The 16,297-nt window shown below is 42.8% G+C and carries 14 protein-coding genes; 9 read left to right on the top strand and 5 right to left on the bottom strand.

What is annotated here, in order from left to right:
* Window positions 1-189 precede the first annotated feature (189 nt).
* The gene (locus tag ACA086_RS08240; RefSeq protein WP_371002857.1) at window positions 190-1,128 is read left to right on the top strand and encodes a calcium/sodium antiporter; all 939 of its coding nucleotides are present in this window, start codon (window positions 190-192) and stop codon (window positions 1,126-1,128) included.
* A gap of 80 nt (window positions 1,129-1,208) precedes the next feature.
* On the opposite strand, the gene ACA086_RS08235 is transcribed toward ACA086_RS08240, so the two are convergent.
* A complete protein-coding gene (locus tag ACA086_RS08235; protein ID WP_371002856.1) occupies window positions 1,209-2,231 on the bottom strand; it encodes a glutamine synthetase beta-grasp domain-containing protein in 1,023 nt (340 codons plus the stop codon).
* 205 nt (window positions 2,232-2,436) lie between these two features.
* Here ACA086_RS08235 and ACA086_RS08230 point away from each other — a divergent pair, with 205 nt between their 5' ends.
* From ACA086_RS08230 to pyrF, 5 genes are all read left to right on the top strand, one after another.
* Window positions 2,437-4,623: a glutamine synthetase III gene (locus ACA086_RS08230; RefSeq protein WP_371002855.1), complete on the top strand. Its 2,187-nt coding sequence runs from the start codon at window positions 2,437-2,439 to the stop codon at window positions 4,621-4,623.
* Window positions 4,624-4,702: 79 nt separating this feature from the next.
* On the top strand, window positions 4,703-5,875 hold the full coding sequence (locus tag ACA086_RS08225) for an AIR synthase related protein (protein ID WP_371002854.1): 1,173 nt from the start codon (window positions 4,703-4,705) through the stop codon (window positions 5,873-5,875).
* A gap of 55 nt (window positions 5,876-5,930) precedes the next feature.
* The gene (locus tag ACA086_RS08220) at window positions 5,931-6,356 is read left to right on the top strand and encodes a ubiquinol-cytochrome c reductase iron-sulfur subunit (RefSeq protein WP_371002853.1); all 426 of its coding nucleotides are present in this window, start codon (window positions 5,931-5,933) and stop codon (window positions 6,354-6,356) included.
* A gap of 148 nt (window positions 6,357-6,504) precedes the next feature.
* Window positions 6,505-7,581: a peptide chain release factor 1 gene (prfA, locus tag ACA086_RS08215; protein ID WP_371002852.1), complete on the top strand. Its 1,077-nt coding sequence runs from the start codon at window positions 6,505-6,507 to the stop codon at window positions 7,579-7,581.
* A gap of 5 nt (window positions 7,582-7,586) precedes the next feature.
* A complete protein-coding gene (pyrF, locus tag ACA086_RS08210) occupies window positions 7,587-8,417 on the top strand; it encodes an orotidine-5'-phosphate decarboxylase (RefSeq protein WP_371002851.1) in 831 nt (276 codons plus the stop codon).
* Here pyrF and ACA086_RS08205 read toward each other — a convergent pair.
* A complete protein-coding gene (locus ACA086_RS08205; RefSeq protein WP_371002850.1) occupies window positions 8,414-8,608 on the bottom strand; it encodes a hypothetical protein in 195 nt (64 codons plus the stop codon). The genes pyrF and ACA086_RS08205 overlap by 4 nt on opposite strands.
* A 197-nt stretch (window positions 8,609-8,805) precedes the next feature.
* On the opposite strand from ACA086_RS08205, the gene ACA086_RS08200 reads away from it, so the two are divergent.
* Window positions 8,806-9,315: a hypothetical protein gene (locus ACA086_RS08200; protein WP_371002849.1), complete on the top strand. Its 510-nt coding sequence runs from the start codon at window positions 8,806-8,808 to the stop codon at window positions 9,313-9,315.
* A gap of 296 nt (window positions 9,316-9,611) precedes the next feature.
* On the opposite strand, the gene ACA086_RS08195 is transcribed toward ACA086_RS08200, so the two are convergent.
* Together ACA086_RS08195 and purU are read right to left on the bottom strand one after the other, a co-directional pair.
* Entirely contained in the window at window positions 9,612-10,583 is a 972-nt protein-coding gene (locus tag ACA086_RS08195; protein WP_371002848.1) for a carbohydrate kinase family protein, read from the bottom strand.
* 150 nt (window positions 10,584-10,733) lie between these two features.
* Window positions 10,734-11,585 carry a formyltetrahydrofolate deformylase gene (gene purU / locus ACA086_RS08190; protein ID WP_371002847.1) on the bottom strand — a complete coding sequence of 284 codons (852 nt, stop codon included), beginning with the start codon at window positions 11,583-11,585 and terminating at the stop codon, window positions 10,734-10,736.
* Window positions 11,586-11,727: 142 nt separating this feature from the next.
* Here purU and ACA086_RS08185 point away from each other — a divergent pair, with 142 nt between their 5' ends.
* Window positions 11,728-15,192, top strand: coding sequence for a methylmalonyl-CoA mutase family protein (locus tag ACA086_RS08185; RefSeq protein ID WP_371002846.1), 3,465 nt, complete (start codon window positions 11,728-11,730; stop codon window positions 15,190-15,192).
* Window positions 15,193-15,240: 48 nt separating this feature from the next.
* Here the strand turns inward: ACA086_RS08185 and ACA086_RS08180 are convergent, their stop codons facing one another.
* Window positions 15,241-15,681: a hypothetical protein gene (locus ACA086_RS08180; protein ID WP_371002845.1), complete on the bottom strand. Its 441-nt coding sequence runs from the start codon at window positions 15,679-15,681 to the stop codon at window positions 15,241-15,243.
* 116 nt (window positions 15,682-15,797) lie between these two features.
* Here ACA086_RS08180 and ACA086_RS08175 point away from each other — a divergent pair, with 116 nt between their 5' ends.
* Window positions 15,798-16,250, top strand: coding sequence for an Lrp/AsnC family transcriptional regulator (locus ACA086_RS08175; protein WP_371002844.1), 453 nt, complete (start codon window positions 15,798-15,800; stop codon window positions 16,248-16,250).
* Window positions 16,251-16,297 lie beyond the last annotated feature (47 nt).

The raw sequence follows: 16,297 nt of genomic DNA, 5'->3' as shown, positions 1-16,297 counted from the left end.
CGATGAAGAATTGCTTAAATCAAACCTACTACTAAAAAAATAGTTATACAACTAATTTTGTAGTTATTTAACATTTCTGTGACAGTGAAATTTAAATTTTCTAGGACATAAATGGGTATATTTTGAAATTGCATATTGTAGGAGTCTGGTCTCCTCAGAGATTCTATTATATTTGTTAAAACCTCACATTTGCAGAATTTTATTTTTATTGTCCTCGGCCTGACATTGCTCATTATTGGCGGAAACTGGCTTCTGAAGGCATCCGTGGCCCTTTCATTGCGACTGAGTATACCGAGGATTATCATAGGCATGACCATTGTATCTTTTGCCACCTCTACCCCTGAACTCATTGTCAGTGTTAATGCCGCTCTGGAAGGATTTCCGGATCTGGCCATTGGGAATGTTGTTGGATCCAATATTGCCAATCTTGGTTTAGTATTGGGGATCATTCTCGTTTTAGGCCCCATCGAGGTGCGAAAAAGTTTTTACACTACAGACTGGCCTGTGATGATGGCAGCGTCTCTTCTTTTCTTTTTTTTGGTTTATTTCGATGGTGTGATAAGTGCGGTGGAAGGAACAATTATGCTTTCTTGCCTTTTTCTCTTCCTTATATTTCTTCTCCGATTCCAGAAACCGGCGGTTGTAGAGGATTTCGATAAGGACATCATTCCATTGCCACTTTACAAAGCTGTTTTTTTTCTTGGGATAGGAGGACTGGCTCTTTGGGCGGGATCCGAATTTCTTATAACCGGTTCTGTAGGCCTTGCTACGTTTTACCAGGTAAGTGAGCGAATTATTGGGATAACTGTGGTTTCGGTAGGTACAAGTATTCCTGAACTTGCGGCTTCCGTGGTTGCGATTCTTAAAAAAGAGAAAGCGATTGGTCTTGGGAACCTCCTTGGTTCTAACATATTTAATCTACTTGCCGTATTGGGCATCACTTCAATGGTAAGTCCGATTTATGTTATCGATCGGGGATTGCTGACCAGTGATATATTCTGGATGCTGGGATTTGCTTTTTTAGTACTTCCACTCGTTTTTTTTCCAAAAGGCCTGAGGCTGGGATGGCGCGATGGATTAATACTCCTTCTTGGGTATGCTGCTTTTGTATTCTTTACGCTCGGGTAACTTAGTTTTTTAAGGCATAAAAAAACCGTCTTCAAATTTCTCTGAAAACGGTTTTTATTTTTAAAGAGCTAATTAAACTTTTATGCTGAAACTCCTATATTGGCAGATTTCACAGTTTTAATTATTCTTCCTGCAATCTTATAGGGATCGCCGTTAGAAGCAGGGCGTCTGTCTTCCAACCAGCCTTTCCAACCTTTCTCAACGGTGATGATCGGAATCCTGATGGAGGCTCCTCTGTCGGAAACACCATAACTGAAATCCTTGATGGACGCAGTTTCATGAAGTCCGGTTAATCTCTCATCATTATAGGCACCATAAACGCCGATATGATCCTGAGCAACCGGTCTGAAGGCTTCACAAATGGCTTCATAAACTTCTTTGGAACCACAGGTTCTCAATGTAGTATTGGAGAAGTTCGCGTGCATACCTGAACCGTTCCAATCCCCTTTCACTGGTTTTGGGTGCAATTCAATATAGTATCCGTATTTTTCTGTGAGCCGGTTTAACAGATAGCGGGCAATCCATATCTCATCACCGGCTCTTTTAGCTCCTTTGGCAAAACATTGAAATTCCCACTGTCCTGGCGCTACCTCCTGATTGATTCCTTCGATATTGATTCCTGCGGCAATACATAAATCCATATGCTCTTCCACAAAATCCCTTCCCCAGGTGTACCTTCCACCTACGGAGCAATAGTATTTTCCCTGCGGACCAGGAAAACCACCCCTTGGAAATCCAAGTGGTAAGTCGGTTTCAGTGTCCATTAAGAAATATTCCTGCTCAAATCCGAACCAGAAATCATTGTCATCATCGTCAATCTGGGCACGATGGTTTGATTCGTGAGGAGTGCCATCGGCATTCATTACCTCACACATCACCAAAAATCCATTTGCTCTCTCCGGGTCAGGATAAATAGCAACAGGTTTCAATAAACAATCTGAAGATCCACCTTCTGCCTGCTCCGTTGAACTTCCATCAAATGACCAGAGAGGACAATCTTTTAGTTTTCCACCAAAATCGTTCTCAATCTTGGTTTTGCTTCTCAGTTCCTGTGTTGGCTCATGTCCATCCAACCAGATGTATTCCAATTTTGTCTTGCTCATAATCTTTCTTTGTTAATTTTTTCGACCCCCAAAAATAATTTTTTTTCCATACATGCATAAAAAAACAGGGGGTAATTATCAAAAATTTCGACATAATTATCAACACCCCTATTTTTATGGGGGTTCATTGTAAATTATTATTAATTATAGGGGTATATCTGCGAAATGTTTAATTTAGCTCCCGGAATAAAAATCCTTCCATAGTATGTCTACTCAAAGATTGAATGCCATCAGCCTTAGTGCTCAGAGAAAAGCTATAGCTATTGTTGAAGAAACCAGAAGATCAGAAATCTTCGGAAAGCATGTGTTTAATGAGGATCGAATGACTCAGTACCTTACAAAAGATGCCTTTCAAAGTGTTAAGAATGCCATATTTACCGGATCTAAAATCGACAGGAAAATGGCCGATCAGATTGCAGAATCGATGAAAGCCTGGGCCTTATCTATGGGGGCTACTCATTATACGCACTGGTTTCAGCCATTAACAGGAGCAACTGCGGAAAAACACGATGCCTTCTTTGATCTGCTGCCTAATGGCAGGGCTATTGAGAAATTTGGTGGCAGCCAGTTGGTACAGCAGGAACCAGATGCTTCCAGCTTTCCAAGTGGCGGTATCCGGAATACATTTGAAGCCAGGGGATATACGGCATGGGACCCTACGTCACCTGCGTTTATTTACGGTGCCACTTTGTGTATTCCTACTGTATTTGTTTCGTATACCGGAGAGGCCCTGGATAATAAAGTTCCTTTGTTACGTGCATTACACGCAGTTGATGAGGCAGCTACTGGTGTCGCTAGATACTTTGATAAAACTGTGAATAAGGTTTTGGCTACTCTTGGCTGGGAACAGGAATACTTTCTCATTGATAAGACCCTTGCGAGTTCCAGGCCCGATCTGGTACTTGCCGGACGAACGCTGGTAGGCCAGGCCGCCGCTAAGGGGCAGCAATTAGACGATCACTATTTTGGAGTGATTCCGCTCCGGGCTATCAATTATATGAAGGACCTGGAGGTAGAATGCACCAAACTGGGTATTCCGGTCAAAACAAGGCATAATGAAGTCGCCCCGAATCAGTTCGAACTCGCTCCTGTTTTCGAAGAGGCCAACCTGGCGGTTGATCACAATCTACTGCTAATGGATGTTATGGAAAAAGTAGCCGACAGGCATGATCTCAAAGTACTTTTTCACGAAAAACCTTTTGCAGGAATCAATGGCTCAGGGAAACACAACAACTGGTCGCTGGCTACAGATACCGGGGTAAACCTGCTGAGTCCGGGTTCCACCCCTATGAAAAACCTTCAGTTCCTTACCTTTTTTGTTAATACCATCAAAGCCGTCGATTCTTACGAGGAATTATTAAGGGCATCGATCGCTTCAGCAAGCAACGATCATCGCCTTGGAGCTAATGAAGCTCCACCTGCGATCTTTTCCATTTTTATAGGGAAACAACTCAGTGAGGTCCTCGATGAACTCGAAGGGGTGTCCAAGGGCAAGTTATCGCCTGAGGAAAAAACTGAACTAAAACTCAATGTGGTGGGGAAGATACCTGAGATTCTCCTTGATAATACAGACAGGAACCGGACCTCTCCCTTTGCTTTTACAGGGAATAAATTTGAAATGAGGGGAGTGGGATCGAAATCGAATTGCGCTAAACCCATGACTGTTCTCAATACGATAGTGGCGAAGCAGTTGATCAGTTTTAAGAAAGAAGTAGATGCATTGATCAATAAAAAGAGCCTTAAAAAAGACGAGGCTATTTTTAATGTCCTCAGGGAATATATCAAATCTTCCAAACGAATACGATTCGATGGAGATGGTTATAGTGAGGCGTGGTCGAAAGAGGCGGCAAAACGTAAGCTGAGTAACAACAAAACAACTCCCGATGCCTTGAATGTCCTCTCTTCCAAATCGACACTGGAATTATTTAATGAGATGGGGGTAATGAGTGAAGTAGAGATCAAAGCCAGACAGGAAGTGGAATTGGAAACATACATCCTGCAGACGCAGATAGAAGGGCGCGTTTTTAATGAGTTGGTGAATACCCACATTATCCCGGCTACTATCAAATATCAGAATTCGGTAATCGATAACATTAAGGGTATTAAGGAAATATACGGGGCAGGATTTAAAAAACAGGCTTCGGCCCAATTGGCGATCCTGGAAGATATCTCGGGGCATCTCGAGGCTACAAGGAAAAAGTCGGAAGCCATGACCGAAGCCAGGAAAAAGGCAAATGCAGAAAAAGAAGTACATAAAAAAGCAATGGCTTATTGTTATGATGTTCGACCTTATTTTGATGACATCCGATATCACTGCGACAAGCTCGAACAACTCGTGGAAGACCAGAGCTGGCCGCTGGCTAAATACAGGGAACTGCTCTTTATCCGATAAAAAGAGACTATATTACCCGAGCCTTGCGGGGAAGTGGTATCATTCCCTTATTTTTGCGATAAATTAAGAACTATTCAACGTGCCCATTAGTAAACGCTACCATCAAAGAGGAGTTTCTGCTTCCAAGGAGGATGTTCATAAGGCTATCAGGAACCTCGACAAGGGGTTATTTCCAAAAGCATTTTGCAAAATTGTCCCGGATACCCTTACTGGGGATGACAATTACTGCCTTGTTATGCATGCAGACGGCGCAGGCACTAAGTCTTCGCTGGCCTATATGTACTGGAAGGAAACCGGAGACCTGTCTGTATGGAAAGGGATTGCCCAAGATGCCCTTGTCATGAATCTGGATGATCTCTTATGTGTTGGGGTAACAGAGAATATTCTCCTCTCCTCAACCATTGGAAGAAATAAAAACCTGATCCCGGGTGAAGTTATTGAAGCGATCATTTCCGGCACCGAAGAGTTCATAGAGGAAATGTCTGCCCACGGTGTTCATATAAAGTCGACCGGAGGCGAAACGGCCGATGTGGGTGATCTGGTGAGGACAATTATTGTGGATTCGACAGTTACCGCCAGAATGCGTCGCGATAGGGTGATCGATAATGCCAATATCCGGGAGGGGGATGTTATTGTCGGATTGTCCTCATATGGTAAGGCAACCTATGAGAAGGAATACAATGGGGGTATGGGCAGTAACGGACTTACCTCGGCAAGACATGATGTATTTTCTAAGGGCCTCGCCGCGAAATACCCGGAAAGTTTTGATCCCTCGGTTCCTGAAGAGTTAGTATACTCGGGTAAGATGAACCTTCTGGATACAGTAGATAATGTACCCCTGGATGCTGGTAAACTCGTTCTCTCACCAACCAGAACCTATGCCCCGGTTATCAGGAAGATGCTGGAGGAGCATTCAGCTTCAGAAATACACGGCATGATACACTGCAGTGGTGGAGCCCAGACCAAAATCCTGCATTTTCTCGATCAATACCATGTGATCAAGGATAACCTTTTTCCCGTTCCTCCTTTATTTCAACTTATCCAAAGTCAGTCGGGAACCGACTGGAAAGAAATGTACCAGGTTTTTAATTGTGGCCATCGGATGGAACTCTATGTGGATAAGGAAATGGCAGCAGATTTAATCGCTATTTCGGAAAGCTTTGGGATCGATGCGCGTGTTATCGGCAGAATAGAGGCTCATCCGGAGAAAAAACTTACCATCGAAAGCCCATTTGGCTCCTTTACGTATTAGGATATACGATTCTTTTTGAAACGACGTTTTCTATATACAGAAAAACCGATATGCTATGGAAAGAAAAGCGTTTTTAAAAACCCTTGGAGCCGGAGCGGCCTTTGCCTTAACTTTTCCCTGTGTCCAGGGATGCTCCAAAGAAGATGGTCCCGGGCTTCCAGTTCCTACAGGAGTTGATTTTACGATAGACCTTACCTCTAGTGAAGGAGCTATGCTTCAGAATAATGGCGACTTTATTTTGAAGAATGATGTGGTGGTTGTGAAAAACCTGGAGGGAAACTTTATAGCTGCTAGTCAAATCTGCAGTCACCAGCAAACAGATCAGGTTCGTTTTATAGAAGATGATGGGGGAATTTTTTTCTGTTCTACACATGGTTCAAGATTTTCGCAAACAGGAACACCATTAAACGCCATCACCAACAATCCCCTTAAGATTTTTAATACCGAACTAAACGGCGATATCCTGAGGGTCTTCGAATAGGCTTTATCCCTCAGGCAACTTTTTTTACACCCGGCTTCTCCTTGTCAGACTACTCCAGGGTGAAAGAGGCCCGGGCTGTTGAACCTATAATTTATTCTACCGCATTGGCCTTAAATGTTGTAAATTCGCTTCGCAAGGGAGATAGACCATGATAGATAAATTAAACATTATAAAACAGCGATTTGATGAGGTGTCTGACCTGATCATCCAGCCGGATGTCATTTCAGATCAAAAACGCTATGTACAACTCACCAAGGAATACAAGGACCTCAAACTCTTGGTAGAAAAAAGAAAAACCTACCTCGAACTCAAGAACAACCTGGAAGAAGCCGAAGAGATCCTTTCTGCGGGAGCAGACCCGGAAATGGTGGAAATGGCAAAAATGCAGTTAGAGGAAGCTAAGGAAGCTTTACCTGAGTTGGAGGAAGAGATCAAGTTTATGCTCATTCCAAAAGACCCTGAAGATGCCAAGGACGTAGTCATGGAAATCCGAGCTGGTACAGGAGGTGACGAAGCCAGCATTTTTGCAGGAGACCTCTACAGAATGTACGCTAAGTATTGCGAGTCAAAGGGATGGAGAACCAATATCATCGACCTTAGTGAAGGAACAAGCGGGGGCTATAAAGAAATTCATTTTGAGGTCTCCGGAGAGGACGTATATGGAACGCTGAAATTCGAAGCCGGGGTTCACAGGGTACAGCGTGTGCCTCAGACCGAAACCCAGGGCAGGGTGCATACAAGTGCGGCAACCGTAATGGTCTTGCCCGAAGCCGAAGACTTTGATGTACAGATAGATCCCAAGGATGTGCGCATAGATTTTTTCTGTTCTTCAGGACCTGGTGGACAATCTGTAAATACTACCTATTCGGCCGTCAGGCTTACACATATTCCTACAGGGATTGTCGCCCAGTGCCAGGATGAAAAATCACAGCATAAGAACAAGGATAAGGCATTTAAAGTACTGCGATCCCGATTGTACGATATGGAATTACAAAAACGCCAGGAAGAAGATGCTGCAAAAAGGAATTCCCAGGTAAGTAGCGGGGATCGCTCTGCTAAAATCAGGACCTATAATTATCCTCAGGGCAGGGTAACCGATCACCGAATCGGACTTACCCTTTACGATCTGCAAAACATCATTAACGGGGATATTCAGAAGATCATAGATGAACTCATGCTGGTGGAGAATACCGAGAAGTTAAAAGAGGCCTCAGAAATCTTCTAAATACAATGAGTACAGACGAGCTAGTTTTCCAGATAAGGAAGAAGAATTCATTCTTGTGTATCGGACTCGATACAGACCCTGAAAGGATACCTCCTCATCTCCTGAAGGAACCAGACCCCGTATTTGCTTTTAACAAGGCTATAGTTGACGCTACTCATCATTTATGTGTGGCTTACAAGCCTAATACGGCCTTTTACGAAGCTAACGGTATAAAAGGCTGGGAATCCTTGTCAAAGACGATCAATTATATCAATGCCAACTACCCTGAAATATTTACTATAGCCGATGCCAAGAGGGGTGATATCGGAAATACAGCTACAAGGTATGCGAAGGCTTTTTTTGAGGACCTTAAATTTGATGCCGTAACAGTAGCTCCTTATATGGGTAGGGACTCAGTGGAACCTTTCCTGAACTTTACAGACAAGTTTACCATATTACTCGCCCTGACATCTAACCCCGGTGCTTTTGATTTTCAAACGAAGCAAATCGATGGAAAAGAATTGTACAAGCAAGTACTGGAGACAGCCCTGACTTATAAAAATCCGGATCAACTCATGTTTGTTGTCGGAGCAACCAAAGCAGAGTTTTTAAAGGAAATACGAAGAATAGTGCCAAAAAACTTTTTATTGGTTCCCGGCGTTGGTGCACAGGGAGGAAGCTTGGAGGAAGTTTGTAAACACGGGATTACCGATGATATCGGTTTGTTGATCAATTCTTCAAGAGGTATAATTTACGCTTCGCGGGATAAGGACTTTGCAGAAGCTGCATCTGCACAAGCAACTTTACTGCAGCAGGCTATGGGCAGGGAGATTAAAAAAATTCAAACCGGAGACTAAGCCAATTCTTCCATTGTCTTTTTCAGAATTCTGGCCTTCCTTTCAAAAAAGTCACCTAGTTGGGTCCCTGAATATCGGGTGTCTGCCGCCATATTGACAAATGTCTGATAGTAGCTTACCAATCTTGTAGAAGCTTGAGATCCGCTGGTTATATGCGTGGTTGATCCCACCTTGCAGTACTGATTTTCCATAGTAATAATCTTTTATACAAAGATACGTTGCAAGTGGCACAATAGTTTTTGGGTCTGGTGGTATTCAGCTAAAAATGATGTTATTTATCTAAAAATTAACATTGTAGTAGCGAATTCTTCACAAAACCGTGGCTGAAAAGTTAGAAATTAAAAATATGGGCTCCTTTTTGTACCTTCTGCCTTCAATCTTTTTATAAATGAAAAAAATAATATCAATTCTTGCAGTTGGTTTGCTATTTGTTTCTCCCCTTGTGGCACAGAATAATCCCTGCGCCTGTTGCACCGAAGATCACGCTGCTTTTGATTTTTGGCTTGGAAAATGGGAAGTTACCTTGCCCAATGGTAACATTGCGGGCGAAAATGTGATTGAAAAGATACAGGGTGACTGTGTGTTGAGAGAGAACTGGAAAGGCGCTAATGGAAACTTTACAGGCACGAGTTATAACTTCTACAATACGACTACCGGCTTATGGGAACAACTCTGGCTTGATACGGCAGGAACGATTTTAAAATTAAGCGGAAAACGCATTGATAATCAAATGATCCTGATGTCTGATGAGGTCATTAATGAAGACGAAAGTATTACGGTACAGCGTATCACATGGACCTTGCTGGAGGATGGGAAGGTGCGCCAGGTTTGGGAAGTATTGCGCAATGGGGTTGCGGTCAATGTCCTTTTTGATGGCCTGTACAGTAAAGTAGAATGAGCAGTTGGAAATTTCTTCAGAATTAACCATAAAAAAACCGGCCACTACACCGGTTTTTTAAACTAACTAACTCAAAAATACTAACTCAAATAGTAAGGGTATAAAAATATTTTATTTCTTTCTTATTGTGGTTAAGTAAAGATTACCAGAAGGTTACCTTACCACATTCTTATTTATTAAACGGTACTTTTTTGAGATTATTGCAGCTGTATTTGGGTGCCCGGAATACACAGGGGTAGAATAAAGGCCTGGTAGACAATCAGAGGCAGCATTTGCGAAAGGCAACTACAAAATAGTTATGCTCCGTAGTGTTCAGAAATAAGTGCTTCAGTTTCTGCTTTAGATTTAAAGACTTCGAAGGTTTTGCCCTGGGTCCTTAGGGCTCCCAGAGCATTGGCAAATTTAGCAGCTTGCTCAGGATCTCCGTAAACAGCAAAGCCATACGCCAGTCCTCCTGCAAAGGAATCTCCGCAGCCCGTAGTATCTACCACATTTTCCATATAGATAGATTTTACGAATTGTTTTTGAATGTCCTTGCCTTTTTTAAAGTAATAAACACAGCCTTTTGCATCGAGGGTTACATAAAAGTATTTTACTCCTTTTTTCAGAACATGGGCGGCCATTTCATCCAGATGATCTGTCCTTTCTTCGTCGTAGCTGGTCATTTCCTCTGATGAATATTCGTGTTTCATCCAGCATGCCTGAGATTCTTCAAGGTTCATTTTGAGAATATCGATATACTTCAGCCACTGATCCATATCAACCCAGAATTTCCTGTATCGGTCCCCTGTCATACCCATAGAAGTTGTGGGGCCGTGAGCATCAAATACAACCAAACCTTTTCTGTTTTTCTTGATGTATTTTAATGTTCTCAGGGATATTTCAAAATCAGTGATCGGAACAAAGACATAGGCATCCATCTCGTCCATTGATTTTATGTCTTTTGGTATGATAGGTTTCATACAGGCAGTCTGTCGCTCAAGCCGATTGTTCTGGTCGATAAACTTCAGTTCTATAACGGTTCCCCGGTCGTGCTTGCTCGAGATATGACTGGTATCAATATTAGGATAGGCTTTAAAAAGATCGATGATATTCTCGTAGTCCTTCTCGTGTACATGGGAAACGGGGTATACTGTTCCCTCATCCCCAAACAGTTTGGCCAGGGCTATAACCGGATGGGACACACAACCGTATTTCCTGATCGTTTCATTGTGGTGGGTTACAATGGTGTCTCTGGGTATGGGTCCGAGTATGGCAATTTTTGTCATTCGATTCCTGGAACTTTTGAGCTTAAAATCCTGAATTCAGGCAGGATATAAACCTTTTTTTACTAAGCAATGCAAGAGTAATTTATGAAAAATAAACTTAGGAAAGAACTAATTTATTCTTTGAGAGATATACTGTTTATGCTCAATGACTTAGGTAAATATGACCGTTTTGTTATTGTAGACCATGGTTTTTCTGTTCACATGCAGATGAACTGCCCTGGAGAGAACTAGTTTTTCCAAATCCCTTCCTTTCTCAATAAAATCACGAACCTTGTGGACATGGGAAACCCGGGTGGTATCCTGTTCTATGATCGGCCCGGCATCCAGTTCTTCTGTTACGTAATGGCTGGTAGCCCCAATGATTTTCACACCTCGGTTAAAGGCTGCATGATAGGGTTTGGCACCTGCGAAAGCCGGGAGGAAGGAATGATGGATATTGATGATTTTATTGGGGTATTCTGCAATTAATCTCGAGGTTACAATCTGCATATATCTGGCAAGGACGATAAAGTCGACACTAGATTGCTTCAACAACCTTAACTGTTCCTCTTCAGCCTTGGATTTGAGCTCTTTAGTTACCGGGATATGGTGGAACGGGATCTTGAACTGATCGGCGATATACCTTAGGTCATCGTGGTTGCTGATAATAAAAGGGATATCTACGTCTAATTCCCCTGAAGAATATCGAATGAGCAAATCGTAAAGACAGTGATTGTATTTACTGACGAAAAGGGCCATCCTGGGTTTTTTATCACCATAATGTACACTCCATTCCATTGCGTAGGGTACCGCTATTTCCTTCTCAAAATCGTCTTCTATATTAGAATTAGCTTTAAGGGTTGTTAGGAATTCCCCTTCTAATCGCATAAAGAATACCTCAGCCTCCTTGTCAACATGCTGGTCGAGGTAAACAATATTGCCCCCTTTATTTTGAATATAGCTCGTTACAGTACTAATAATTCCCGGCTGGTCCGGACAATGGATAAGAAAGGTTGCTTTCAAGGCTTCCTGTTTTAGAGATTAAAAATACCACAATCATATGGGCGTTCAAAAGCAAGGCATAGTATTATAAAATTCTAAATAGAACCTAATAATTTTTGCATTTATCGTAAATTGCATGCGATAAATGGACTGATAATTACAAATGGAGCAAATTAAAACCTATATCCCTAAGAATAAGGTCAGAATTGTAACGGCTGCCTCACTTTTTGACGGGCATGATGCGGCTATTAATATTATGAGGCGGATCATTCAGGCGACCGGGGTAGAGGTAATCCACCTGGGACATGACCGATCTGTCTCTGAGGTGGTGGATTGCGCCATACAGGAAGATGCCAATGCCATTGCCATGACTTCTTACCAGGGAGGCCATAACGAATATTTCAGGTATATGTTCGATCTCCTTCAGGAACGAGGTGCGGGACATATCAAAATCTTTGGAGGGGGAGGAGGAGTCATTCTTCCTGAAGAGATAAAAGAGCTGATGAATTATGGTATTACCAGGATATATTCTCCCGATGATGGTCGTAAAATGGGTCTGCAGGGGATGATTAACGACCTGGTTGAACAGTCGGATTTCCCAACCCTGCCACTTGAGTTGCCTGAGGGAAAAGATCTAGCTGCTTCCCTGAAGAATAAAGATATCACCACGCTCGCGCGATTGATCAGTCTTGCCGAAAACAAGCAGGACGAATATGAAAAGCATTATACCACCCTTGGGAAAGTAAGCACGAAAGTTCCTGTCCTCGGGATCACAGGTACAGGAGGATCCGGAAAATCGAGCCTTGTGGATGAATTGGTAAGGAGGTTTTTATTTGATTTCCCTGAAAAGCATATTGGGATTATTTCGGTTGATCCCTCTAAAAGGAAAACAGGAGGAGCATTATTAGGAGACCGGATAAGGATGAACTCCATCAATAGCGAAAGGGTCTATATGAGGTCCCTTGCCACCCGCCAGTCTAATTTAGCCTTGTCCAAATACGTGGGGGATGCCCTGGATATTCTTCAACACGCTCAGTTCGATCTGCTTATTCTCGAAACTTCCGGTATTGGTCAGTCGGACACCGAAATCGTAGAACACAGCGATCTTTCCCTCTATGTGATGACACCAGAATTTGGGGCGGCCACTCAACTGGAAAAAATAGATATGCTCGATTTTGCCGACCTGGTGGCGATCAATAAATTCGATAAGCGGGGTGCCCAGGATGCGCTTAGGGATGTAAAAAAACAATACGTCAGGAACCACAACCTGTGGGATGCAGATCCCGATTCGCTCCCGGTTTACGGAACTATCGCTTCCCAGTTTAACGACCCCGGGATGAATTCGCTCTATAAAGCTGTGATGCACGCTTTACACGAAAAGGCCGGTGCCTTATTAAATTCTACCTTCGAAGTATCGGGAGATGAACCTGAAAAGCGCTACATCATCCCACCCGCCAGAACACGCTATTTATCTGAGATTTCAGAAAGCAATCGTGCTTATGATAAAGAGGCCCTGGCACAGAGCAAAACCGCCCAGTCACTTTATGGGTTGTACAAGTCTATTCTCACCCTCCTTCCTGAAGATACCTTAGCGACCCATGGAGAGACCTGGCCCTACCTGTTAGAATCGGGCCTTGATGAAAAGGGCTTGAAGGGAGATGTCAAAGAGGATAAACTCACCTTATTAGACCTGCTGATTTCTGAATTCAATATCCAGAAATTGAATCTTGATCCCCATCACTGGGTTTCCCTGGTGGAATGGAAAGCCAAGGTGCAACGCTACAAACAACCGGTCTACAAATTTAAAGTAAGGGATAAAGAACTGGAGATAGATACTTATTCAGAGTCGCTATCCCATTTGAAGATTCCAAAAGTAGTGCTACCCAGATATGAAGCCTGGGGCGACTTACTGCGCTGGAGCCTTCAGGAAAACGTACCGGGAAAATTTCCGTACACAGCAGGGCTTTATCCATTTAAACGAACAGAAGAAGACCCAACCCGGATGTTTGCCGGAGAAGGCGGACCGGAACGTACCAATCGAAGGTTTCATTATGTGAGCCTCGATATGAAGGCGAAACGACTTTCAACGGCCTTTGATTCTGTCACCCTTTATGGAAATGATCCGGGAGAGCGCCCTGATATTTATGGGAAAATAGGCAATGCCGGGGTCTCAATCTGCTCCCTGGATGACGCCAAAAAACTCTATTCGGGTTTTGATCTTTCCAACCCAATGACATCGGTAAGTATGACGATCAATGGTCCGGCACCTATGCTACTGGCATTTTTCCTGAATGCCGCCATAGATCAGAACTGTGAAAAATATATCCGGGAGAAGGGCCTGTTAAAAGAAGTGGAAAAGAAAATTGATTCCATATTTAAGAATGACAATAATAGGCGACCAGCCTATGCTGGTGACCTCCCTGAAGGGAATAATGGATTGGGCCTTCTTCTCCTTGGGGTAACTGGTGACCAGGTATTGCCGGCAGAGGTGTACCAGGAAATCAAAACCCGTACGTTGAAGGAGGTACGAGGAACCGTTCAGGCAGACATCCTGAAAGAAGACCAGGCACAGAATACCTGTATTTTTTCTACCGAATTCGCCTTAAGGCTAATGGGCGACGTACAGGAATATTTTATTCAGAAAAAGGTCCGCAATTTTTATTCGGTATCTATTTCCGGATATCATATCGCGGAGGCAGGAGCCAATCCTATTTCACAGCTAGCTTTTACTTTATCTAATGGGTTTACCTACGTGGAGTATTATCTGAGCAGAGGGATGGACATTAATAAATTTGGCCCCAATCTGTCCTTCTTTTTCTCCAATGGTGTCGATCCGGAATACGCTGTCATCGGCAGGGTTGCCAGGCGGATATGGGCAAAAGCTATGAAAGAGAAATACGGGGCCGATTCAAGGGCCCAAATGCTCAAATATCATATCCAAACCTCAGGGCGAAGTCTGCATGCCCAGGAAATTGATTTTAATGATATCCGCACCACCCTGCAGGCCTTGTATGCCATATATGACAATTGCAATTCCCTTCACACCAATGCATATGATGAAGCGATCACAACACCCACCGAGGAATCGGTGAGAAGGGCGATGGCCATACAACTGATCATCAATAAGGAACTGGGTCTTGCCAAAAATGAGAATCCCATTCAGGGGTCATTTATCATAGAAGAACTCACTGATCTGGTAGAAGAGGCCGTATTGCTCGAATTTGACAGGATAACAGAAAGGGGAGGAGTCCTGGGAGCCATGGAGACAATGTATCAACGATCTAAGATTCAGGAAGAAAGTTTGCATTACGAAACCCTAAAACACAATGGGCAATACCCAATTATTGGTGTGAATACCTTCCTGAGTTCAAAAGGATCGCCAACCATTCTTCCCAAGGAGGTCATAAGGGCAACAGATGAAGAGAAACAAAGACAGTTAAAGTCCCTTGAAGGCCTTAAAGAAAGAAATAAGTCGAGGGCTGAGCAAGGATTAAAGGAATTGCAGGATGTGGCAGTTCACAACGAAAACATCTTTGAAAAACTCATTGAAGTAACCAAATATTGTTCCCTTGGGCAGATTACCCATGCCCTTTTTGAAGTTGGGGGGCAATACCGCCGTAATATGTAACAGTTGTTTTTAAAAGAAATTCGTCAGAGCAAGAAGCAAGGGGAGGCGTTACCCCAGATATTCCCGGAAGTGCCAGGTTTCTTTTTTATGGCCATACTTGGCGATCGACTTTCGCCAGATCTTAAATGACCTCCGGAAAATCCGGATTTCCCTTCTTAATAAATTCAGGTATTCCTTCTCTCTCAGACCGTCCTGCTCAAGGCCATTGCAATACGAATTGATATTTCGGAGCATGATTCCAATGAAAGTTGCGCTTTTCATTCTGTCTTCAACCGAGTTGGAAGTTTCAGCCCTTGCGATCTGTTGAGGAATTAAAGTTGCATCGGTGATTAATGAATCTGCAATGTGATCTCTCAAACTATCAGATTGATATAAACTCAATATGTTTTTATTATAACACACAAAAGAACCCAACTCCCTGCTAAGGGTGCTTAATTCAATTGCTTTTTTGTAGATCGGTAGCGATCCGAGATGATTTTGGGACATCATTCTTTTTCAAGGCTTTAGAAACTTAAAATTACATGCTATTTACCCAAAATTGCTTTACTAAATAAAGAGAAATAGTATATTTGCTTAATAAAGTTAAATTTTCAACGTTAAAAAAATTGAAATCACAGATAGATCATCTCAATTGGGGAATATTGCAACAATTACAGGCAAATTCCCGTGAATCCTTTGCCAGCATTGGAAGGAAGGTAGGACTTACTCCCCCGGCAGTTGCTGAACGTGTTAAAAAAATGGAAGACCTCGGAATAATCGAAGGATATTATGCCAGGGTTTCCCATGCCATGGCTGGTTACCAATTAAAAGCTATCATCACCTTAAAGGCCTTTATGGGGAAGTTAAAACCATTCCTTGAAATGGTAACAACCCTTGATGAGGTAGTTAATTGTTATAGAATCACAGGAAATGAAAATATAATAATGGAAGTGGTCCTGAGGGATCAGTTTCACCTTGAACAATTTATCGACAGGCTCATTTTGTATGGGGAGACACGTACACACATCATCCTGTCTGATGTGGTTGCAGATGGTCCGATAAAAAAGCGAAAAGGATAAGAATTATTCCGTAATTTAGAATCAGAAGTAATTCTTCATCTCTTATT

This window comes from Muriicola sp. E247 (assembly GCF_041358175.1).
Taxonomy (GTDB): domain Bacteria; phylum Bacteroidota; class Bacteroidia; order Flavobacteriales; family Flavobacteriaceae; genus Muriicola.
Note: the sequence above shows the minus strand (reverse complement) of the source record. Positions and strands in the feature narration are given on the sequence as shown.